This is a genomic window from Streptomyces sp. CBMA152, from assembly GCF_014596475.1.
Lineage (GTDB): Bacteria > Actinomycetota > Actinomycetes > Streptomycetales > Streptomycetaceae > Streptomyces.
Window position 1 is genome coordinate 174407 of record NZ_MECJ01000002.1, and the last position, 21239, is coordinate 195645.

General features: G+C 71.2%; 17 protein-coding genes. 8 read left to right on the forward strand and 9 right to left on the reverse strand.

Going from position 1 to position 21239, the window contains the following annotated elements; genetic code table 11:
• Window positions 1-16: 16 nt before the first annotated feature.
• A complete protein-coding gene (locus tag BG418_RS01790; protein WP_188271836.1) occupies window positions 17-997 on the reverse strand; it encodes a GlxA family transcriptional regulator in 981 nt (326 codons plus the stop codon).
• Window positions 998-1067: 70 nt separating this feature from the next.
• Here BG418_RS01790 and BG418_RS01795 point away from each other — a divergent pair, with 70 nt between their 5' ends.
• Window positions 1068-1394: a cupin domain-containing protein gene (locus tag BG418_RS01795; RefSeq protein ID WP_188271837.1), complete on the forward strand. Its 327-nt coding sequence runs from the start codon at window positions 1068-1070 to the stop codon at window positions 1392-1394.
• Window positions 1395-1462: 68 nt separating this feature from the next.
• Here the strand turns inward: BG418_RS01795 and BG418_RS01800 are convergent, their stop codons facing one another.
• Together BG418_RS01800 and BG418_RS01805 are read right to left on the reverse strand one after the other, a co-directional pair.
• Window positions 1463-2869, reverse strand: coding sequence for a hypothetical protein (locus BG418_RS01800; RefSeq protein WP_188271838.1), 1407 nt, complete (start codon window positions 2867-2869; stop codon window positions 1463-1465).
• Window positions 2870-3069: 200 nt separating this feature from the next.
• Entirely contained in the window at window positions 3070-4449 is a 1380-nt protein-coding gene (locus BG418_RS01805) for an amidase (RefSeq protein ID WP_188271839.1), read from the reverse strand.
• A gap of 237 nt (window positions 4450-4686) precedes the next feature.
• Here BG418_RS01805 and BG418_RS01810 point away from each other — a divergent pair, with 237 nt between their 5' ends.
• Both BG418_RS01810 and BG418_RS01815 read left to right on the forward strand, forming a co-directional pair.
• A complete protein-coding gene (locus tag BG418_RS01810) occupies window positions 4687-5058 on the forward strand; it encodes a hypothetical protein (RefSeq protein ID WP_223184204.1) in 372 nt (123 codons plus the stop codon).
• A gap of 91 nt (window positions 5059-5149) precedes the next feature.
• The gene (locus BG418_RS01815) at window positions 5150-6652 is read left to right on the forward strand and encodes an alpha/beta hydrolase (protein WP_188271840.1); all 1503 of its coding nucleotides are present in this window, start codon (window positions 5150-5152) and stop codon (window positions 6650-6652) included.
• Window positions 6653-6659: 7 nt separating this feature from the next.
• Here the strand turns inward: BG418_RS01815 and BG418_RS39435 are convergent, their stop codons facing one another.
• Complete coding sequence (locus BG418_RS39435) at window positions 6660-7712, reverse strand: hypothetical protein (RefSeq protein WP_223184205.1); 1053 nt, start codon at window positions 7710-7712, stop codon at window positions 6660-6662.
• Between the two features lie 213 nt (window positions 7713-7925).
• Between BG418_RS39435 and BG418_RS01825 the strand changes: the two genes are divergently transcribed.
• Window positions 7926-9137 (forward strand): MFS transporter, encoded by a 1212-nt coding sequence (locus tag BG418_RS01825; protein ID WP_188271841.1) that lies wholly within the window; start codon window positions 7926-7928, stop codon window positions 9135-9137.
• Window positions 9138-9161: 24 nt separating this feature from the next.
• Here BG418_RS01825 and BG418_RS01830 read toward each other — a convergent pair whose 3' ends face one another.
• The 3 genes from BG418_RS01830 to BG418_RS01840 all read right to left on the reverse strand — a co-directional run bounded on the left by BG418_RS01830 (window position 9162) and on the right by BG418_RS01840 (window position 13675).
• Window positions 9162-11225 carry a PIG-L family deacetylase gene (locus BG418_RS01830; RefSeq protein ID WP_188271842.1) on the reverse strand — a complete coding sequence of 688 codons (2064 nt, stop codon included), beginning with the start codon at window positions 11223-11225 and terminating at the stop codon, window positions 9162-9164.
• 197 nt (window positions 11226-11422) lie between these two features.
• Window positions 11423-12493 (reverse strand): acyltransferase, encoded by a 1071-nt coding sequence (locus BG418_RS01835; protein WP_223184206.1) that lies wholly within the window; start codon window positions 12491-12493, stop codon window positions 11423-11425.
• A gap of 171 nt (window positions 12494-12664) precedes the next feature.
• Window positions 12665-13675, reverse strand: coding sequence for a GlxA family transcriptional regulator (locus BG418_RS01840; protein WP_188271844.1), 1011 nt, complete (start codon window positions 13673-13675; stop codon window positions 12665-12667).
• A gap of 52 nt (window positions 13676-13727) precedes the next feature.
• On the opposite strand from BG418_RS01840, the gene BG418_RS01845 reads away from it, so the two are divergent.
• The 4 genes from BG418_RS01845 (at window position 13728) to BG418_RS01860 (ending at window position 19255) form a co-directional block, all read left to right on the forward strand.
• A complete protein-coding gene (locus BG418_RS01845) occupies window positions 13728-14138 on the forward strand; it encodes a cupin domain-containing protein (RefSeq protein ID WP_188271845.1) in 411 nt (136 codons plus the stop codon).
• Between the two features lie 232 nt (window positions 14139-14370).
• A complete protein-coding gene (locus BG418_RS01850) occupies window positions 14371-16131 on the forward strand; it encodes a S8 family serine peptidase (protein ID WP_188272294.1) in 1761 nt (586 codons plus the stop codon).
• Window positions 16132-16298: 167 nt separating this feature from the next.
• A complete protein-coding gene (locus tag BG418_RS01855) occupies window positions 16299-17129 on the forward strand; it encodes an endonuclease/exonuclease/phosphatase family protein (protein ID WP_188271846.1) in 831 nt (276 codons plus the stop codon).
• Window positions 17130-17197: 68 nt separating this feature from the next.
• A complete protein-coding gene (locus tag BG418_RS01860; RefSeq protein WP_188271847.1) occupies window positions 17198-19255 on the forward strand; it encodes a glycoside hydrolase in 2058 nt (685 codons plus the stop codon).
• Window positions 19256-19307: 52 nt separating this feature from the next.
• On the opposite strand, the gene BG418_RS01865 is transcribed toward BG418_RS01860, so the two are convergent.
• Both BG418_RS01865 and BG418_RS01870 read right to left on the reverse strand, forming a co-directional pair.
• A complete protein-coding gene (locus tag BG418_RS01865) occupies window positions 19308-19466 on the reverse strand; it encodes a hypothetical protein (RefSeq protein ID WP_188271848.1) in 159 nt (52 codons plus the stop codon).
• A gap of 81 nt (window positions 19467-19547) precedes the next feature.
• Entirely contained in the window at window positions 19548-21128 is a 1581-nt protein-coding gene (locus BG418_RS01870) for a sialidase family protein (RefSeq protein WP_188271849.1), read from the reverse strand.
• Between the last annotated feature and the right edge of the window lie 111 nt (window positions 21129-21239).

A 21239-nucleotide genomic window follows, 5' to 3' on the forward strand; every position in this document is an offset into this window, starting at 1 on the left:
CACGGCGGAGCGGCCCTTACTTTCTTCGCGCCTGTTCACGGCTCTCGCCGAACGTGCGGCGGTAGGCGCCGGGTGTGGTGCCCAGCGCGGCGCGGAAACGTCGACGGAGGTTGACGGCCGAGGCGAGGCCGACGCGGGTGGCGATGGCCTCGACCGGCAGATCGGTCTGCTCCAGCAGCACCCGTGCCGCGTCCAGGCGTTGACGCAGCAGCCACTGGCCCGGGCTGGTGCCCAGCTGGTCGGTGAAGCGCCGGGCCAGGGTGCGGCTGGACAGCTTGGCGTGGGCGGCGAGCCGGTCGAGGGTGAGCGGGGTGTGGAGTTGGGTGGTGGCCCACTCAAGGAGGGGTGCCAGCGACTCGTCGGGAGCCTTGGCAGGTGTGGGCCGCACAGCGTACTGGAGTTGGCTGCCCTCGCGGTGCGGTGGCAGGACCATGCTGCGGGCTATCTCGGCGGCGTGCGCCGAGCCGTGGTCGGAGCGTACGAGGTGCAGGCACAGGTCGATGCCCGCGCCGCTCCCGGCGCTGGTCGCCACGTCGCCGTGGTCGACATAGAGGACGTCGCTCGCCACGTCCACCGCCGGGAAGTCGGCGGCCAGCTGGGCGGTGCGGCGCCAGTGCGTGGTGGCGCGACGGCCGTCGAGCAGCCCGGCCTGGGCGAGGACGAACGCGCCCGTGCAGATGGCGACCATCCGGGCGCCGCGCCGATGGGCGGCCCGCAGCGAGTCCAGGATGGCCGGCGACACCTCGGGCCCGGGCTGCTGCCAGCCCCAGCCGGGTACGACCACGGTGTCCGCCTCTTCCAGGGCGTCGAGCCCGGCCTCGACGAGCATGCTGTAGCCGACGGTGGTCGGGAGCGGCCCAGGGCGCTCGGTGCACACCTGGAACGCGTAACGGCTGGGCAGTTCCGGCCGTTCGGTGGCGAAGACCTCGGAGGCACAGGCGAGTTCGAACGGTGACTGGGGTGAATTGAGCAGGGCCACGACACGATGACGGTCCATGGCGGGAATGTACCCGACGATGTCTTTCTGGACTCTGCGGCAGAGGGCTCGACTCGATCACAGTGGAGTCATGAGCGAGATCACTGAAACAGGACCGTTGAAGAGCGTCGTGCAGGTCGAGGAGGTGGAAGCCGTCACGGTGGCACCGGGGATCGTGCAGCGCAGGGTGGGCGGCACCGACCACGCGCTCGGCTGGCTGGTCGACTTCGCGCCGGGCAGCGAGTGGCCGGGGATCGACTCCCACACCACCGAGGAGCGCTACTACGTGCTCAGCGGGGAGATGATCGAGGGCGAGGAGCGCCACGGGCCGGGCACATATGTGGTGTTCGCGCCCGGCAGCCGGCACCGGCCGCGCAGCGAGAGCGGGGCGCGGATTCTGGGAATCACGGTGCTCTGAGCACGCGTATACACGAGTGGGCCGGAGGCAGTCTGCCTCCGGCCCACTCGGCCGCGTATGAGTCGGGACTAGCGTGCGGCGTGCCCGCTCGCCAGCGGCCACTCGCGGTTGAGCGCGCCCAGCGGGATACGGCGCTCGATCACCGGCGTCCCGAACAGGGAGAGCTGGAAGTGGAGTTGACCGCTGAGGTCGAATCCGCCGTACAGCGCCCAGGCGCCGGACACCGAGGTCTTGCCGTCGCTGGACGCGGTGGCCTTGGCGTCGGCCTCACCGCGCAGATACGGGGCGAAGTCGGCCGAGACGCCGACGGCGCCGTACAGACCGACCTCCGCCTCCGCGCCGAGGGCGCCCTTGACGCGCCCGGCGGCCGTGACGCTCGCCGTCACCGGGGTGCTGTGCACTGCCGAGGTGCTGACGGGGGACCAGCCCTTGCCGGCCGCGTAGCTGCCGCCGACGCGGAAGTCGCCCTTGACGTCCTGCTGGACGTCGAGCGTGACCTTGCCGTCGGCCTCGACCTGGACGTAGCAGGTCAGGTCGAGGTTGACGACGACGGGCACCGGGCCGACCTGGATGACGGGCGCGCTGTGCAGCTTGGCGAACGGGATGCGCTTGGGCTGGCCGGTGCTCGCGGCGGCGCGGCCCTGGAGCGCCCACTGCGAGGACCACTTGCCGCTCATACCGAGGAACGCGGAGCTGGGACCGAAGCCGCTGCTCTTGCTGCCGTCGTACGAGAACTCGACCTCGGGGGCGAGCTGCACGAAGCCGGAGACGGAGGCGCCGGCCGAGGCGGGGGCGTCCTTGGCGGTGTCCACGGCGGCGTTGACGTCGAGGCGCAGGTTGCCGAGGGGCAGCTTCGCGCCCTTCGGGCCGAAGTTCAGGCCCTCGCCCTTGGCCCAGGAGAAGGTGACACCCTTCATCAGGGGCACCACGGTGACGGCCGACGGGTCGACGGGGACCTTGCCGTCGGCCTTGTCCTCCTTGAGGACGGAGGCCAGGGTCGTGTCGGCGGTCTTCACCTCGGTGCCGTGCTCGGTCTTGCCGACGACCTCGGTGACCTTCGCGAGCAGGCCGTTGGGGGCGCCCGGGGCCGGTGCGCTGGCGATGATGTCGCCGACCGCGACGGGCTTGTCGGGCGCGGGGGAGTGACTGGGGGCGTGGCTGGGCGAGCCGGGGCGGTGCTGCGGCGCCGAGGATATGACGGCCCGTTGCTTCGCCTTGTCGTAGGAGGCGACCTTCAGCGCGGACTTCTCCGGCTGGCCCTTGCCCGAGCGGGTGCGGGCGATGGAGGTCGGCGCGGACGACTCCAGTGGCGCGGCGGCCACGTCGAGCTGCTGGGTGTCGTCGGCCGCGGGCGCGGTGGTGGCGGCGCTGCCCGGTGCGGCCGCGCTGGTGTGCTCCGAGGAGGAGCAGCCGGTGGCGGCGAGCGCCAGCGCGGTCAGACCGGGGACGAGGAGGCGTCTGGTGAGGATGCGCACGTAGGTGTGACCTTCACAGTGAGGGGGGTGGGGCGTTACTCGCAAGTAACGGGAAGGTGATCATGCCATGTACGCCCTGTGGCAGTCACATCGAGACGGCCGCCAACTCGCCCTCCGCACGGCAAGGTTGAAGCTTCATTTACGCGGGGTGTGCGCGCTCTGTTGGTGAGCGTCGGTGTGCGCCGTGTGATGACCCCCGCTCAGGCGCGCGGTGCCGTGCGCTGCCAGGGGTTGAGCCGTTCCAGCTGGGCGACGAGATCGAGGAGCTGATGCTCGGATCCGGGCCGCCCGACGAGCTGGATCGCGCCCGGAAGTCCCGTCGGCAGCAGCCCGAACGGCATCGACAGAGCCGGGCGGCCGGAGAGGTTCCATGGCGGGGTCATCGGTGAACAGAAGGTGTTGACCGCGATGTTGGCGAGCCAGCCGCGCTCGTGCCAGGCCACGGCCGCCGGGCCTCGCCGGGCAAGCGCGGGGGTGAGCAGGACGTCGTACTCCTCGAAGAACGGATCCAGTCGGGCGTTCAAAGCGGCCCGGTGGTCCGGGCGCAGCAAGCCGAGCCGTTCGGCGGCGCGGCCGATCGCCGCGTGCTGCCGGGTGCGGCGGGTGAGCAGCCGGGGGTCGAGTCCTTCGGCGTCCTGCGCCGTGCCGCCGGTCCAGCGGGCGAGGATGACCGCGCCGAACGAGAGCGGGTAAGGCGGGTTGGCGGTGGCCAGTTGATGGCCCGCCCCGGCGAGCAGCCGACCGGCCTGGCGGGCGAGCGCCGCGTACGGCTTGGTGACGGGCACGCCCGCGATGGGGCTGCGCGTGGAGAAGGCGATCTTGAGGCGGTGGGTGGCCTCGGCCTCGACGGACCCCGCGCCCGCCGGCACCGAATCGTGTGCCGGTACCGGTTCGCCCGCCAGCACCGAGAACATCAGCCGTGCGTCGGCCGCCGTCGTCGCCAGCGGGCCGTTCTCCGACATTCCGAACCAGGCGTCGCCGAGGTCGACCGGGACGCGCCCGCTGCCGGGCTTCAGACCGATCAGGCCGCAGTGGGCGGCGGGGATCCGCAGCGAACCCATACCGTCGTTGCCGAGCGCGATCGGTACCAGACCCGCCGCCACCGCCGCCGCACTGCCCCCGGACGAGCCGCCCGCCGTACGCGACGGATCCCATGGGTTGCGGGCGATGCCGTGCACCCCGTCGGTGGTGCCGAAGACACACAACTCCGGTACGTGGGTGAGTCCCACCACCACCGCGCCCGCCGCCCGCAGCCGGGCGACGGTCTCGTGGTCCTCGGCCGCGAGCGCGGTCGAGGTGGCCGCCGAGCCGATACGGGTCGACTCACCGCGTACCGGCAGGTTGTCCTTGACCGCCACCGGCACGCCCGCGAGCGGCAGTTCGGCCAGATCCGTCCGTGCGCCGACCGCGTCCGCCTCCTCCAGCGCGGCGGTGGCACGCACCACCCGGAACGCACCGACCCGGGCGTTACCGGCGGCGATCCTCGCCAGGTGCTCGGCGACCACCTCCCGGGGTGTGACCTCCCGGCGGCGCACCGCGTCGGCGATCTCGGTGGCGGTCCGGCCTGCCCAAACGGTCACGGTGGCTCCTCGCGCTGGCGTACGACGGGTTCGAGCTCACTCTGTACGACCCGGGTGTGCCGTGTCGATACCGCGTGGATCTTCACCACCGCCCGTGCGCTATGGACACGGCGTGCGGGCCGGGGCAGGCTCCGGCGCCCCACTCTCACCTGGAGGTATCGCGGCGGGCAACGACGGACTGCACCGGCCGCCGCCACCATCACCGAGGGGCAGGTCAAGGAGGTCGCCCGGGGTGGTGTGATCACGTATCCCTCCGTCACCAGCTGTCTGACCGTGACCGTACGGCTGCGCGGCGGCGGGCTGGTCGGTGCGCACGCGAGTCTGTTCCAGGTGCCGGGTGAGCTCCGGTCGGACGAGATACTGCCCGCCGTACGGAAGGCCGTGGCGGGACGTGCGGTGCGGGCCGTCGAGGTGCGGGGTGCCGTGGGCGCCTGGAATCCGAGCTACTTCACCCGGGCGATCGAGAGTTACGGGGACGGGGAGGCGGTCCCGGTTCCGCAGGGGCGGGACTTCGACGGTCTGGCGCGTGCGGTGGCTCGCCAACTGGTCCAACCCCGTGGCGCGGTGAGCGTCGAGGACGTACCGGACGGGGACCAGATCGTCCGCTGACCAACCCCCGGATCCGCTCGGGGGTTAACCCCACCGAGGCCGTCGTGCCTGCCGGATTGGATCATGGAAAGGGCTCAACCACCCTTGTTCCATGACCACTTACCGCAATCGAAGCCTCGCCGTCACCCTCTCCGCCGCAGCCGTCGCGACGGCCCTGACGGCCACCGTCGCCCCGACGGCCCACGCCGGGACGGGTGGCCCCGAGGTGCCCGAGCTCGACTGGACGTCCTGCGCCGGGGCGGGCGGCCAGGAGTGCGCACAGCTGCCCGTTCCGCTCGACTACCGCCACCCGGACGGGCCGACCGTCACCCTCGCCGTGACCCGGCTGCGCAGCGACGACCCCGACAAGCGGCGCGGGGTGCTGCTCGCGATCCCCGGCGGCCCGGGCGGGTCCGGGGTCGGGCTGCTGAAGGAGAAGGGTGACGCCCTGCGCAAGCAGATGGCGGGGGCGTACGACATCGTCAGCCTCGACCCGCGTGGGGTCGGCGGCAGCACGAAGGCGAGCTGCGAACTCACGCCGGACGACCGGATGCTGGTGAACGTGCGTTCCTGGCCCGGCGCGGGCGGTGACATCAGCGCGAACACCGCCAGGTCCCGCCGCGTCGCCGACGCCTGCCACCGCAACGGCGGCGAAGTGCTGCGCAGCTTCACCACCCTGAACGAGGCCCGCGACATCGACCTGTTCCGGCAGGCTCTGGGCGAGCGCAAACTCTCCGGGTGGGGTACCTCGTACGGAACGTATGCCGGAGCGGTGTACGCGCAGCTCTTCCCGCAGCACACCGACCGCTGGGTGCTGGACAGCAACGACGACCCGAACCCGAGCCGCGTCGGGCGCGGCTGGCTGGCCAACGCGGCGCAGGGGACCGAGGACCGGTTCCCCGACTTCGCGGCGTGGGCGTCCGACCCGGCACAGGAGGCCAAGGGGCTGCGGCTGGCCGAACGGGCCGAGGACGTCCGGCCGTTGGTGCTCGGCCTGGCGGCGAAGCTCGACGCCGCACCGAAGAAGACGACCACGAAGGACGTCCCGCTCACCGGCAACATGCTGCGCCAGACGCTCCAGATCGCCCTGATGAGCGACGACTCCTTCCCGATGATGGCGAAGCTCGTCAAGGACGCCCAGGACCCGACGGCGACGCCCGCCCTGCCCCCCTTCCTCGCCCAGCCGCTGAGCGACGAGGCCGTGGCGGTCATGTTCGGGGTCGTCTGCAACGACGTCAGCTGGCCGACGCAGGTCTCCTCGTACGAGCAGGCGGTCGCCGCCGACCGCGCCCGGCACCCGCTCACGGCCGGGATGCCGGTCAATGTCACACCCTGCACGTTCTGGCAGGACGGGGCCGCCGAGAAGCCGGCCCGGATCACCGCCGACGGGCCGTCCAACGTCCTGCTGATTCAGAACCGGCGGGACCCGGCGTCGCCGTACTCCGGCGCTCTGAAGCTGCGTCAGGCCCTGGGCGACCGGGCCCGTATGGTCACCGTCGAGCACGGCGGCCACGAGGTGTATCTGGCCAACGGCAACCCGTGTGCCGACCGCACGGTGACCACGTTCCTCACCACGGGCCAGCGCCCGGAGCAGGACACCGTCTGCCCGAACTGACGGTCATTCAGCTGGTGAAGCCGATGTGCACATGGTCGTGGTGGGTGGCGTCGGAGAAGTACTGGTTCGCCGTCGAGCCGCCCGACAGCTGAACCGGTCCGCCCACGTTGTACGAGCCCGCGGCGGCGGCCGCCCGCATGAACGCGGTGATCAGGCCGCGCGAGGTCGCCGGATCGACGACCGGGTGGCCGTCGATGCGCCAGACGTCGAAGGCCCGGCCGAGCGGGTGGTCGCTCGGCCGGTTGGTGCCGAACACGTCCAGCGGGTGCCCCGTCCGTACGACACTCACCGACACCCGGTAGTCGCCCGCGAGACGGAGCATCGCGCTCAGCACGCTCTCGTGCACCTGGCCGCTGCGGATGTCGGCGGCCGAGGCAGGCGGCAGCTCGATCCGCGACTGGGCGAGCACCGCCCGCGCCGAGGCCCCGAGCGCGGCCGGGGGCCCCGGGTTCGCGGGGTGCAGGGAGGTGACACCCCAGCCGGTGGAGGTGCGGCTGAGCCGTACGTCGACGGTGGTGCCGCCGTCCTGCACGGCCGCGCCCGTCCTGGTGCTCTGCGCGCAGACCACCAGGACGCTCGCGGAGTGGGAGAGGATCCCGCCGTACTGCGCGTCGATGACCCGGACGACCGCCGCGTCCGCCGCCGGGGTCAGCGGACCGGCCTGGGCGGCGAGTGATCCGGCGAGCCGGGCGGGGATGCCGAGCGCGGCCGCCCGGGCGGCCGCGTTGTCCGAGCCGCCCTGTCCGGTCGGCCAGGTCCCCAGGGCCTCGATCAGCCGGACGGCGGCGACTTTCGCGGCGGGTTCGACCTCGCTCGGGCCCGGCCGCCACGGCACGGCGGGCGGCAGCGTCGCCCCCGCGCTCGCGGTGGAGCCGGATGCGGTATGCGAACCGGCGGCGGACGGGGAAGTGGTGGTGGACGGGGAACCGGTGGGCGGCGACGCCTTCGTACTCGTCGAGCAACCGGCCGCGCAGACGCACCACGCGGCGGTGCCCAGCAGCAGGGAACGCCGTCCGACGCCTGATGGCTCGTTCTCGCGGACCGTGGGACGACGTGCCATGACCGCTCCTCCGACGACGCACGGTGTGCAGACGGTGTCCACTATCCGCCCCACGCCCCCCGGCGGCGACGAACGCCTCTCCGTGACTACTCCGGATGCGCCAACTCCCCGTACCCGATCATCACGTCGGAAAGCTGCCGGACCCGGCCCCGGGGCGGCTGCTGGACTGTCGGGACGAAGACCGGCGGACCACCAGTCACGGGACGGGACCACATGAGCACAGCCACCACCACCTCCTCGACCTCTGCAAGCCGTGCCACGCGGCGACCACCGCTGTCCGGCTGGCTCGCGGTGCTGTCGGTGACGGCGGGCCTCTTCTCGATCGTGACCACCGAGATCCTGCCGATCGGTCTGCTCACCCCGATCGGGGCCGACTTCGGGGTCTCGGACGGTACGGCGGGTCTGATGATGACGATGCCGGGGATCCTCGCCGCGCTGGCCGCGCCCGCCGTCACCCTGGCGACCGCCCGAATCGACCGCCGTCTGATGCTGTGCGCGCTCATGCTGCTGCTTACCGTGGCGGACTTCCTGGCGGCGGCCGCGCCCGCGTACTGGCTGGTGGTCGTCTCGCGGGTGCTCGTCGGCGTGACCATCGGCGGCTTCTGGTCGATAGCGGCCGGACTCGCCGAGCGGCTGGTGGGGCCGGAGTCGGTCGGGCGGGCAACTGCCGTGATTTTCGCTGCCGTTCCGCTGGGATCGGTCCTGGGCGTGCCGGTCGGGACCCTGGTGGGGGACCACGCCGGATGGCGAACGTCCTTCGCCCTCATGGGAGTTGTCTCGGCAGCGGTGTTCGTGGCGTTACTCGTGGTCCTGCCGCCGCTGCCCGCCGTGGCGGCCGTCCGTCCCGCCGTACTCCGCTCGCTGCTGCGCACCACCGGCATCCGGCGGGCGCTGCTCGTCACGTTCCTGACCGTGATCGCCCACTTCGGTGCGTATACGTATGTGACGCCGTTCCTGGAGCAGGTCACCCGGGTCGGCCCGGGCGCGGTCACGGGTCTGCTGCTCGTGTACGGGGCCGCCGGTATCGTCGGCAACTTCCTCGGCGGCGCGATGGTGACCCGCCATCCGCGTGCCACCTTCGGCGGGGCCGCCGCGCTGGTCGCCCTGGCTGCTCTGCTGCTGCCCGTGCTGGGCGGTTCGGCCGTGGGAGCGGTGCTGCTGCTGGTCGTGTGGGGGATCGGCTACGGCGCCGTGCCCGTCTCCTCCCAGACCTGGTTCGCCGTCTCGGCGCCGCGCGACCCGGAGGCGGCCGGGGTGCTGTTCACCGCCTCGTTCCAGGCGACGTTGTCCCTGGGAGCACTGTCCGGCGGGGTGGTCGTCGACCACGCCACACCGTCGGCGGTCATGCTGCTCGGCGGGTCGGTGGCGGCGGCCGCCGCGCTCGCGACGACGGTGGTGGGCCCGGGCGGGCGGCGCCGTCCCTGATGAGGACGGCGCCGCCGATGGGCGTTACGAGGCGGTCGGCGCCGGGTGGACCGACCAGCCGGACGCGGCCTGGGGCTCGAAGCCGTCGGCCGGGTCCAGGGTGAGGGTGGTGAGCCGGGCCTGGGTGTCCAGGACCGCGACGACCACGCGGCCCTCGGCGTCCAGGACGGCGGAGGGGGCGTGCACCAGCGGGCCGCCGCCGAGCGGGATCCACCGCTGGCGGACCGGGCTGCCGTCCAGCGGCTGGAGCGAGAGGCTCAGCCCGTTGTCGTCGGTGCGCTGGACCACGGCGGCCTCGCCGGTGGGCAGCAGCACATGGGCGAGCGGGCCGAACCCGGGGTTGGTGTCGGCGATCTCGGGCTGCGTGTCCCAGGTCCCGCCCGCCTCGCGCTGACGGTTGACCAGCAACCAGCCGGTCCCCGGCTGCCGCGAGATCATCATCAGTCGGCCGTCCGACTGCTCAAGGAGCGTCACCGGCGCCGCGGGCCGCGCCAGCTGGGTGCCGTAGTCGCGCTGGAACGGGCCGCTGGGCGTCTGCTGGTACCAGCGCAGCATGCCCATGCCGATCATCCGGCTGGTGGCGTAGACCTCGACGGCCCCGTCGCCCCGGGTGACGGCGGCCGCACCCTCCAGCGCACCGCCCTGGAGGTCTCCCCACGGCTCCCAGCCGCTCGGGGTGTACACCCGCGAGCTCAGTCCGGTGCCGAAGTTGCGGATCACGACCTGGATGCCCTTGTCGGTGGCGGCGACCACGGGCATGCCGAGCGCCCGGCGGCGCGGCTCGTGCTCCGCCGACGTGCCGTACGGGCTCTTGAGGTCGGTCCAGGCGCCGAACTCGCCGGTGACGGCGTCCTGGACGACGTGCATCAGGTCGCGCTGGTGCGCTTCGGGCGCGGCGCCGAGCGTGGCGCGCACCGCGATGACATGGATGCGGCCGCCCGCGTCGCGCACGGCGTCGAGCCGGTCCAGGCAGCGGCCCTCGCCCCGGGGCCACTGCCCGAGCGCCTCGGGCCCCGACCAGGTCTCGCCGCCCGGCCGGTCCTGCGTCCACATCACCGGGCGGCCGCCGAGCACCGCGAAGGCGGTGAGCCGGCCGTCGGAGCGCTGCTGGAGCCAGCTGGTGCTCGGCTGCCAGCGGTAGCTGGTGCTCTGCCCGTAGAAGCGGTTGTACGAGCGGTCGCCCAGCACACGGTCACCGCACATGCCGGGGGCCTCACGGCACTCGTGGCCGTCCTCGCCGCCGTACACCGCGAGGTAGGAGAACTTGCGGGCGGCCTGCTGGGCGCTGAGGTTGTTCGGGCGGAGCTTGTTGCAGTAGCCGATGTAGCTCTCGACGGCGGGCTTGCACACGGGGTTGGTCCGCTCGTACGCCTCAAGGGCGGCCAGGGCGAAGCACGCGGCGGCGGTGTGGTCGGAGTTGTCGGCGTAGGTGATGTGGCCGGTGGCCTTGTCGATCCCGGTGCGCTCCGGGTCGGGGTTCATCACGCGCACGACGCTCGGTGCATATGTCTGGAGGATGTCGGTCAGCGTGTCGATGACCCCGTCGCGGGTGAACGGTCGGCCGTCGCTCTTGGCGGGGATGGGGCTGTCGGTGGGCCGCAGGGTGTCCAGGCGCGGGTTGAGCTTGCGCCACAGGCCCATGATGCTCGCGCCGTTGGCGCCGAGGCCGGTGCGCAGGTTGAGGAAGATCAGGGTGACCCGGCCGTCATCGAGTGTGCTGATCTCGGCGGTGACGCCGTCGTGGACCTTCATGGCCGAGCGCTGCCAGTCGGCGCGACGGTTCCCGGTGACCATGGCGGCGTACGCGGCGCGTATGCCGTGCTGGCGCGCGGCGGTGTATCCCGCGAAGTCGGGCACGGCGGTCTTGCGGCCGGGGTCGTCCGTGGGGAGGTTGATGCCGTCGGCCTCGCCGGTGGTCAGATACACACTGACCATGCCCACTCCCGATTGCAGGGACTCCAGCAGGTCCGGCGTCATGAAGTACAGGTCGTCGTCCGTGTGGGCGCAGATCTGCAGATGGGGCGCGGCGGTCGCGGGCTGCCGGGGCTGCGGCAGCGAGGGAGTGGTGAAGCGCTTGAGAAGTCGCATGGTCGGTAGTGGCCTTTCCTGAGCTCCGATCGGTGGGGCGGTCGGTCCTTTGGACGGGAGCGCAGCGGACGCACAGGAGGTCGCACGCCCCTGTGAGTGGTGCTGATATGGGTGATGTGAAATGCGGAGTACGCCTCGACGGGGCTCCGCGGCGCACCGGCCGGAGTGTGGGGTTTCTCCGGCCGGTGATACGAAGGTCAGAGCTGGGCGAGGCCCTGCTTGAGCCGGCGGCCCAGCGGTCTCTCGACATAGCGGTGCACCAGCCAGGCGGCACACAGCATGGTGACGATCACCGAGCAGAGCAGCGCGTAGGCGGGCACCCGCGGGGACAGCGAGCTGAACAGCTCACGTCCGATGACCTCGTGCAGGAGGTACAGCGGGTAGGTGAGGGCGCCCGCGTAGGGCAGCCAGCGCCAGGTGATGCCCGAGAGCTTGCCGGTGGCGACGAGGGCCATGAGGCCGAAGCACGCGGCGATGATCAGGACCACCGGCCAGGACGGGACGTTGTGTCCCATGTACTTCTCGGTGTTCGCCCAGGTGTTGAGGGCGAAGGGAAGACTGGCGGAGAAACACAGCAGGACGACGCCGGTCAGCATCAGGTTCGGGCGGAACCGGTACATCAGGTAGAACGCCATGCCCGCGATGAAGTACCAGCTGTTGTCCGGCATGATCAGCAGCCGCAGCGGGCTGTTGGTCGGCGCATTGGCGAAGAACACGCTGGTCACGGCCCATATGCAGCAGAACGCGAGCACTCTGCGATAGGTGAGACCCCACCAGGCGACAACGGCGAACAACAGATAGAAACGCAGCTCGGCGAAGAGCGTCCAGTAGACGCCGTCGACGTGCTCCACCCCGATCGGCTCCTGGAGCATGGTGAGGTTGGTGATCACCGCGTTCCAGGGCAGTGGCTTCGCGCCGCCGGGTATGAGGGCGACGGTCAGCGTGGTGGCGAGGACCCCGAACCAGTACGCGGGGTAGAGGCGCACCACTCGCGAGACGAAGAAGTCCTTGAGCGACTTGCCCCAGCAGCTCATACAGATGACGAAGCCGCTGATCAGGAAGAAGAGCTGGACACCCAGCCAGCCGTAGGCGGCCACCGGGAACGCCTGCGGGAAGAGTGTCTTCACGTCGGTGTGCCAGCCGCCGCCGCGGGCCATGTAGTGGTAGAGCACCACGGTGAGGGCCGCGATCAGCCGGAGTCCGTCGAGCGCGTAGATGCGTCTGGGACGGGTGGCTTCGGGTGGAGAAGCGGTTTCCGGCCGTTGCATCGTCGATATGAGCGCGCGCGTCGGATCAAGCATTGGTTTGGTAGTCCCCTTGCCGGTGGTGTCCCGCCACCGGGCCGATTAACCGTGCCCAAGCAAAGGGCCCCTGGTCAGGTAGGCCCATGGCACGTGGCCTGGATCGTATGACCTGCCACAGGAACCTCACAACAAAGATCATGCAAAGCCGTGTCGGGGCTCGGTGCCTGGCCCGAAACGTCGCCGGTACGCGGACGGACTGAGACCAGTCTCACGGCGCAGCCGGGCGCGCAGGTTCGCCGCCGTGCCCAGGCCGCTACGCTGAGCGACGGCGTCGAGCCGCTGCTCGCCGCGCTCGATGAGACGGCACGCGAGGGCGACGCGCTCACCGGTGAGCCAGGCCAGCGGAGTCGTGCCGAGCTGGACGCGGAAGCGGCGGTGCAAAGTGGCGGGGCTCACAGCCGCACGGGCCGCGAGGTCGATCACCGTGAGTGGTTCGCCGAGCCGTTCCTGCGCCCAGGCCAGGACCGGCGCCAGGGATTCGTCCGGCACATCGGGGACGGGCCGCTCCACGAACTGGCGCTGGCCGCCGTCCCGGTGCGCGGCGAAGACGAGGCGCCGGCTCACCGAGTTCGCCACTTCCGCGCCGTGGTCGCGGCGGACCAGATGCAGTCCGAGGTCGAGCGCGGCCGCACTGCCCGCCGCGGTGAGGATGTCGCCGTCGTCGACGAACAGGACGTCCGGCTGGAGCTCGACCGAGGGGAAGCGGGCCCGGAAGGAGTCGGCCCACTGCCAGTGCGCGGTGGCCCGGCGCCCGTCCAGTACCCCGGCCTCGGCCAGCGTGAAGGCGCCGCTGCACATCCCCACCAGCCGCGCGCCCCGTGCGTGCGCGCGCCGGATGGCGTCGAGCACCGCCGGGCGGCGCGGCACATCGGTGTCCGGCCGGTTCGGCACGATCAGGGTGTCCGCCGTGTCGGCCGCGTCGAGCGGCGCCACACCGGTGAGCGTGAAGAACCCGTCGCGCATCACGGTCCGCGGCTCGGGGGAGCACAGGGTGAAGTCGTAGAGGTCGCGGCCCAGTTCGGGCCTGCGCAGCCCGAACACCTCGGTCACACAGCCGAGTTCGAAGGGGTTGGAGTTCTCGTCGACGATCACGACGACGCGGTGGGTGCGGTGATCAGCCGTCCCCTGAGAGGAATCTTGCGGCATATGCGATTTCTAGCACTCGTGGCGGTGGCGCGCCACGGCCGAGGATGACCCCATGAGCAACGAGAACGACAACAAGGCCAGTGCCCCCATCGCGCTGACGCAGGCCCTGGCCTCCTTCGACGCCCTGTGGAGCCCCCACATCGTCACCCGCGTCAACGACTACGACGTACGCGTCGCCAAGGTCGAGGGCGATCACATCTGGCACGTCCACGAGCACACCGACGAGTTCTTCCTCGTACTCGACGGGGAGTTGAGCATCGCGCTGCGCGAGCCCAGCGGGGAGCGTTCCGTGACCCTGCCCACCGGCTCGGTCTTCACCGTCCCGCGCGGCACCGAGCACAAGCCGTCCGCGCCCGACGGTGCCTCGATCCTCATGTTCGAGCCCAGCGGAACGCTGTCGGTGGGCGACCGCCACGACGAGGTCCCCGGCCATGTGGACGCGACGACCGGGCACGCCCTCTGAGCTCACCTGACGAGCACCCGGGAACCTCAGTACCGCCGGCCACACCCCTGAGCCGGGCATTCCGCTCGCCCGGGCAACGTCCGTACAGCAAAAGGGACTTCCCTCCCCGGGTGATCGTCTGACATCTTGCGTCCACCACTCGTTTCGTACGACCCGGTAGGTGCCAACGGCCCCCGGGTCATCGGAGGACGCATTGATACCCCCCATATCCAGACGCCCCCGACGTGCCCTGATCGCGGCTGCGGCCGTCGGGGCCGCGCTGACGTTCGCGGCGCCCGCGCTCGCGAGCACCCAGCCCGTCGCACCGTCGCCGTCGCCGTCCCGGCACGCGGCCGCCGCCCCGGTCGCGGGCCGGAGTGCGGTCGTGGCCGGCACCCGTGCCTACCTGGTCATCACCGCCCCCGGTGACAGCACGGCGGTGCGCTCGGCCGTCACCGCCAACGGTGGCACGGTCTTCTCGTCCTTCGACGCGATCGGCGTGATCGTCGCGCACTCGGCCTCCGCCACCTTCGCCACCACCATGCGGGGTGTGTCCGGAGTGCAGCAGGTCGGCGCCACCCGTACCGCCGATGTACCGGCCGACGCCGACAACCCGGCGCTGCCCAACAACCCCGCGCAGTCCACCACCCCGGCGGGCGAGCCGGTGCGCTGGGACATGAGCCAGATCAAGGCCGACCAGGCGTGGGCCGTCAACCCCGGCTCCGCCTCGGTGAAGGTCGGCATCCTGGACACCGGTGTGGACGACCAGCACCAGGACCTCGCGCCCAACTTCGACGCGGCCGACTCGGTGTCCTGCGCCTACGGCAAGCCCGACACCCGTACGGGCGCGTGGCGTGACGTGGACAGCCATGGCACCCATGTCGCGGGCACCATCGCGGCCGCGAAGAACGGCAAGGGCGTCGTCGGTGTCGCTCCGGGCGTGAGGATCGCCTCGGTCCGCCTCGCCGAGCCGGGCTCCACCCTCTTCTACGCCGAGAACACGATCTGCGGTCTGGTGTGGGCCGGTGACCACGGCTTCAAGGTCACCAACAACAGCTACTACACCGACCCCTGGCAGTTCAACTGCCCCGACGACGCAGACCAGGCCGCCATCATCGAGGGCGTGAGCCGGGCCCAGGCGTACGCGGACGGCAAGGGCTCCCTCCAGGTCGCCGCCGCGGGCAACGCCAACTACGACCTCGCCAACAAGACCACGGACACCGCAAGCCCCAACGACTCCACCCCGACCACCCGCCGCATCACCAACGCCTGCCTCGACATCCCCACCGAGCTCCCGGGTGTCGTCACGGTCGCGGCCATGGGCAGCGGCAATGTGAAGGCGTCGTACTCCAACTTCGGCAACGGTGTGATCGACGTCGCGGCCCCGGGCGGCGACGGCGCCAACGGTGTGTACTCCACGCTGCCGGGTGGCAAGTACGGCACCAAGAGCGGTACGTCGATGGCCTCGCCGCACGTCGTGGGCGTGGCCGCGCTCATCGCGAGCGCCAACCCCGGCATCACCCCGGCGCAGATCCGCGACAAGCTGGCCGTCCAGGCCGACGACGTCGCCTGCCCGTCTGACAGCCGGTGCACCGGCACCACTGCCAACAACAGCTTCTTCGGCGAGGGCCAGGTCGACGCGCTCAAGGCGGTCGGCGCGACGCCGCCCGCGGGCAAGTACTTCGAGAACCAGACCGACGTCGCCATCGACGACAACACCACCGTCGAGAGCCCCATCACGGTCAGCGGCGTGAGCGGCAACGCACCGGCCGCGCTGAAGGTGGGCGTGGCCATCAAGCACACCTACATCGGCGACCTGAAGGTCGACCTCGTCGCCCCCGACGGCACGGTGTACACCCTGCACGACCACACCGGCGGCGGCACGGTCGACATCAACCAGGTCTACACCGTCGACGCCTCCGCGCAGCAGGCCAACGGCACCTGGAAGCTCCGGGTGAACGACAACGCCGACGGAGACACCGGCCGGATCGACGCCTGGAACCTCACGTTCTGAGTACGTACCACCGAGGGGCCCTCGGGTGGCGGAGCGACCGCTGCCCGAGGGCCCCTCTTGTCGTGGTGCGCGGCGGGTGCCCGGTTCGCCCCGGCAGCAGGCCGCCAAATTCCATCCAATCGGATGGTTTTTGTCAATCTCACCCGATAAGTGGGGAGTTAGAGAGCATGATTCATGCGCTCGCCAGATCCTCACCGACCACTGCCCTGACGCTGCTCGCCGCGCTTGCCGTGGCCGCCGCGCCGACGTCCCCGGCGGCAGCGGCCGCGAGCCAGTCGCTGACCGTTCTCACCTACAACATCCACCATGGCGCGGGGGCCGACGACAGCCTCGATCTCGACCGCATCGCGCGCGTCGTCAAGGACAGCGGCGCCGACATCGTCGGGCTCCAGGAGGTCGACCGGCACTTCGCCGCGCGCAGCGACTTCGTCGACCAGGCGAGCTGGCTCGCCGACCGCCTCGGGATGCATCTGGTCTACGGGGCCAACATCAACGAGGACCCGGCCCGGTCCGGTGGCTCCCGCCGTCAGTACGGGACCGCCATCCTGTCCCGCTTCCCCGTCCTCGACGCGCACAACACCCTTCTGCCGCACCCGAGGGAGGGCGAGCAACGCGGGCTCCTCGCGGCCGACATCAATGTGCGCGGCACCACCGTGCGCATGCTGAACACCCATCTGGAGCACACCTCGCAGACCGAGCGGCTGGCCCAGGCGGACGCGATCGACAAGGTGATCGACGCGTCCGGCCGCCCCACGGTGCTGGTCGGGGACCTCAACGCCACCCCGGACACCCGCGAGGTCACCACACTCACCAAGCACCTCCGCGACCAATGGCGCGCCGTGGGAGACGGCAACGGCTACACGTTCGACGTCAGCAACCCGCGCAAGCGCATCGACTACGTCCTCACCTCACGCGGGATCGGCGCGCGGAGCGCCGACGTCCTCGACAGCGACGCCTCCGACCACCTGCCCGTACGCGCCGAGATCTCCGTTCCCTGAGCCGCCCGAACCACCCGTACGGGGACCGCTCTTAGAACCCTCTTAGAGCGCACGACTATTCACGACCCATGACATCCGACTCCGCACTCCACGACCACGATCGCGACCGCGCCCGACGGCGCGCCGCCGTACGCGGGTTCGCCGCCCTGCTGGCCTTCACCGCGATCACGGGTTGCAGCACGGCCGCCGGAGCCGAGGTCGACTCGGCTCCGGCGGGCTCCCACCCCGCCCACTCGGTCCGGGACGGCAAGCTGACCGTCGCCGTCGAGGGCGGCACGGCAGTCGTCGACATCGCCTCGCTCGGCGTACGGGCGCATCCGGCGTCCGGTGGTGACCTGGAGCTGTCCGCCCCGGCCGCCACCGGCCTCGGCGAGCCGGGCCCCGTCACCGACGTCGATGGGGGAGCCGGCTGGACCTACCCCGACCAGGGGCTGGCCGTCACCGCCGTCTCCGATCACGGGCGGCTGAAGGTCAGCATGCGGGCGCAGCGCGACGGCGAGGTGCGCTGGCCGGTCACCGGCGCCGACCGGTCGGCCTCGGACCTCCAACTCCCGCGCGGCGAGGGCCTGGACATACCCGTCTCGGACGCGTTCTGGAACGCCCCCGACCGTGGACTGACCGGCGATCCGATCGACCTGGGCTCCGGCGCGCTGAGCATGCCGCTGTGGGGCTATACGTACGGCAGGCACGGCGCCAGCTATCTCGTCCCCACCGACATCGGCACCTCGCTGCGCTTCGTCTCCGACCACGGGCGGCTGCGCAACACGGCCACCCACACCTTCGACGCGGGCGCCGACACCCGCTCGTACACCGTCACGTTCAAACTCACCGACGGCAACCCGGTCGCCCCGGCCGTCGACTACCGCGACTGGCTCTTGGAGCACGGTGAACTCGGCAGCCTGCGCGAGAAGATCAAGAAGAACCCGGCCACCGGGAAGCTGCTCGGCGCCTTCCACGCCTATCTGTGGGGCGACGCCCGCAAGCCGCAGGGCGTCGAGGCGCTGCGCCGCCTCGGGGTGAGCCGGATGTGGCTCGGCTACGACCCCGGCAACGACCCGATGGGCGCCGACGCGGTGAGCGCCGCGAAGAAGGACGGCTACCTCGTCGGCCCGTACGACTCCTTCGCCAACGGGCAGGACCGCGCCACCGCCGACTCGCCGAACTCGGCGTGGCCCGACACGGTCTACCCGGACTACTGCGTGATCGACGCCAAGGGCAAGCCGGAGACCGGTTTCGGGAACCGGGGCTGCTACCTCAGCACCCAGGCGTTCGAGCAGTCCGAGCCGACCAAGGGGTATCTCGCCGCCCGCACCCGCGCGATGGTGGCCAACGGCTCCGACAGCTACTTCCTGGACGTGGACTCGGCGGGCGACCTGTTCCGCGACTACGCGCCCGGCCACAAGATGACCATGGCCCAGGACCGGGCCAACCGTATCGCCCGGATGAAGCGCCTCCAGGACGGCGGGCTCGTCCTGGGCTCGGAGGCCGCCGTCTCCTGGGCGAACGGCGTCGTCGACTTCAACCACGGCTCGGCCACCCCGGTCGCGGGCGGGCTGTGGAAGCTGGAGCGCAACAAGGAGACCTGGGGCGGCTACGTCCCCGAGAAGGCGCCGAAGACCTTCTTCAAGCCGATCGACCTCCCAGCCGACCTGGCCAAGGAGATGTACGACCCGAAGTACCGCATCCCGCTGTACGAGACCGCCCTGCACGGCTCGCTCGTCAACGTCGAACGGTGGGAGCTGTCCTTCGGCAAGCTTCCCCAGCAGAAGACGACCCGGGCGCTGCTCGCGATGCTCTACAACGTGCCGCTGAACTACGTCCTGGACGGACCGACGATCCAGCAGTACGGGTCCGAACTCGCCGCCCTGCAGCAGTACTTCGCCCCGCTCCACGAGAAGGCGGGCACCGAGCAGCTCACGTCCTTCGCGTGGCTCACGGGTGACCGCAGCGTGCAGCGCACGGTCTTCGGCAAGGGCGCGCTGACCGTCACCGCCAACTTCGGCACGAAGGCCCACGACGGCCTGCCCGGCGGATGCGTGAGCGCGAAGCTGAAGGGCGACAAGAAGCCGCGGCTGCTGTGCCCGGCGAAGGTGATCGGCTCAGGCCCGCAGAAGTCGGCACACTGACACACTCACCGGCGGGCATCGGACTTAGCGGCGCATGGGGCCTATGTCGGACTCAGCGGTACATCGGCGCCGGAAGGTTGGAGCGGGGCGGCGCGATCACACGTTCCAGGCTGCGCTGGATGTGTTCGGCCTCCCGGCGTACGTCGCCGGGGACGTCGCCCCGTTCCCGTATGAGCTGGGCGTAGATCGGTACGTCACCATGGCTGTTCACCGCGCGCTGTCCTCCTGGCTGCCGGCGACTGCCGCCGGCGGGACGATTTTAGGGGGGAGCCCCGGCAGCCAGGTACGCGGGCTAGCGACGTGTGGAGTGTGCGGGGGTATGGGCCGGGGTGACCGTGTGCGGGATGGCCGCCGGGGTCGAGGTGGTGGGCGCGGTCGCCGGACGCAGGAGGCCGCTGAAGGCGTCCGTGGAGTTCAGCGGCTGGTTGTCATTGGCCTCCACGAGGAGCGGACGCAGGGCACCGGGCCCGTCCGTGACCAGCCCCTGGTAGTCGCCCAGGAAGTGCCCCCAGCCCGCGATCGGCGCCTGCAGCCAGTCGAAGACCCGGCTGATCCGCCGTTCCGAGGGGAACTGCTCACCGCCGCGCGGGAAGGACACCAGCCACTCCGCCGTGGGCAGGGTCGTGGTGTTGCCGGGCGTCAGGAAGCGCAGGTCGTAGTACGTCAGCGAGACCGTTCCCCGCCCGTCCACGGCGATGGCCGGGGTGAACGCGGGCGCGTTCGGCGCCTGGTTGATCCGGGTCGGGCCGGACCAGGTGTGCCCGCCGTCGGTCGAGTGCACCAGCTGGATGGCGTCGAACTTCCCGCCCGTGAACTCGCTTCCCTCGTACGCCATGTACAGCTCACCGGTCCGGGGGTCGATCGCCGCGCTGGGCAGCCCGGATCCGGCGCGCAGCGCCTTGGTGGAGTCGGTGGGCGCGTTGGGGTCCAGCTCGGGGACCGCGGTGTCGGTGGCGACCGTCTCGGGCTTGGACCAGGTGCGACCCTGGTCGTGCGAGTGCACCACCGCGAAGTGGATGTCGGTGGCCGTGGTGGCGTTGACGTCCGAGTAGGTCTGCCACTCGAAGAAGTCGTAGAGGGTGCCGTCGCGCGGGTCTGCCACGATGACGTTGCCGATCGTCTGCGAATTGGGAACGACGCTGGTGTCGACGAAGGGCCGGGCGGTGGACCAACTCCGGCCGCCGTCACGGGTGATGGAGATGTAGGCGGGTCCGTCGAAGACCGCGTTCGGACCGGTCGGCACCTGCTGGATACGGTCCCAGACCTGGTAGGCCGTGCCAGGGTGCAGCGGGTCGGCGGTCACGGCGTTCTTGTCGTCGACGAACGCCGCGTCCGTGTCCTTGATCAGCTCGGTGGTGTTGCGCCAGCTCTTCCCGCCGTCGTACGAGGTGGTCGCGGCCACTCCGTTACGGGCGGTGGTCGCGTCGAAGACCAGCCCGCTGGCGTACGCGACGCCGTCCGGGCCGAAACTCACCCATGGGTCCGACGCGCGCTGGTACGCGAGCCCGCCGGGCGCGCAGTGCGAGAAGGGCAGCGGCACGGTCGTGAAGTGCTCACCGTCCGTGGTGTACGTCGACGTCAGCCCGCGCGAGCCGCCGTTGGACCAGCGGTCCTGCTGGAAGGCCCCGATGACGTTGTGGGCGTCGCGCGGATTGGCCGAGAGGTTCGGCTCCTCCTCGGCGGCGGGATAGTTGGTGCCGGGGCCGTCCCCGGAGATGTTGCAGGCGGCGTACGGGTCGCCGGGCGAGACCAGCCGTACGGGCTGGTCGGCCGCCTGGCCGATCGAGGGAGCGAGAAGCGTCAGCGCCGCCGAGGCGACCGCCCAGAACGACGCTCTCGCCGGCCATACCGATGCTGTTGCACGTACACGCATGAGACCCCCCATGGTCCTTTGGCTGTGGTGCCTGGTGACTGTCCTGGGTGGTGCTGTGCTGTGCCGGGTGCGGTGTTTCGTTGTTGTGCCGCATGACTGCTACGCGATTTC

What these genes read in the sequence shown, in the direction of transcription:
- BG418_RS01790 (WP_188271836.1), bottom strand. Translation starts at nt 997, where the DNA reads ATGGACCGTCATCGTGTCGTGGCCCTGCTCAATTCACCCCAGTCACCG.
- BG418_RS01795 (WP_188271837.1), top strand. Translation starts at nt 1,068, where the DNA reads ATGAGCGAGATCACTGAAACAGGACCGTTGAAGAGCGTCGTGCAGGTC.
- BG418_RS01815 (WP_188271840.1), top strand. Translation starts at nt 5,150, where the DNA reads ATGACCACTTACCGCAATCGAAGCCTCGCCGTCACCCTCTCCGCCGCA.
- BG418_RS39435 (WP_223184205.1), bottom strand. Translation starts at nt 7,712, where the DNA reads ATGGCACGTCGTCCCACGGTCCGCGAGAACGAGCCATCAGGCGTCGGA.
- BG418_RS01825 (WP_188271841.1), top strand. Translation starts at nt 7,926, where the DNA reads ATGAGCACAGCCACCACCACCTCCTCGACCTCTGCAAGCCGTGCCACG.
- BG418_RS01830 (WP_188271842.1), bottom strand. Translation starts at nt 11,225, where the DNA reads ATGCGACTTCTCAAGCGCTTCACCACTCCCTCGCTGCCGCAGCCCCGG.
- BG418_RS01835 (WP_223184206.1), bottom strand. Translation starts at nt 12,493, where the DNA reads ATGCAACGGCCGGAAACCGCTTCTCCACCCGAAGCCACCCGTCCCAGA.
- BG418_RS01840 (WP_188271844.1), bottom strand. Translation starts at nt 13,675, where the DNA reads ATGCCGCAAGATTCCTCTCAGGGGACGGCTGATCACCGCACCCACCGC.
- BG418_RS01845 (WP_188271845.1), top strand. Translation starts at nt 13,728, where the DNA reads ATGAGCAACGAGAACGACAACAAGGCCAGTGCCCCCATCGCGCTGACG.
- BG418_RS01855 (WP_188271846.1), top strand. Translation starts at nt 16,299, where the DNA reads ATGATTCATGCGCTCGCCAGATCCTCACCGACCACTGCCCTGACGCTG.
- BG418_RS01860 (WP_188271847.1), top strand. Translation starts at nt 17,198, where the DNA reads ATGACATCCGACTCCGCACTCCACGACCACGATCGCGACCGCGCCCGA.
- BG418_RS01870 (WP_188271849.1), bottom strand. Translation starts at nt 21,128, where the DNA reads ATGCGTGTACGTGCAACAGCATCGGTATGGCCGGCGAGAGCGTCGTTC.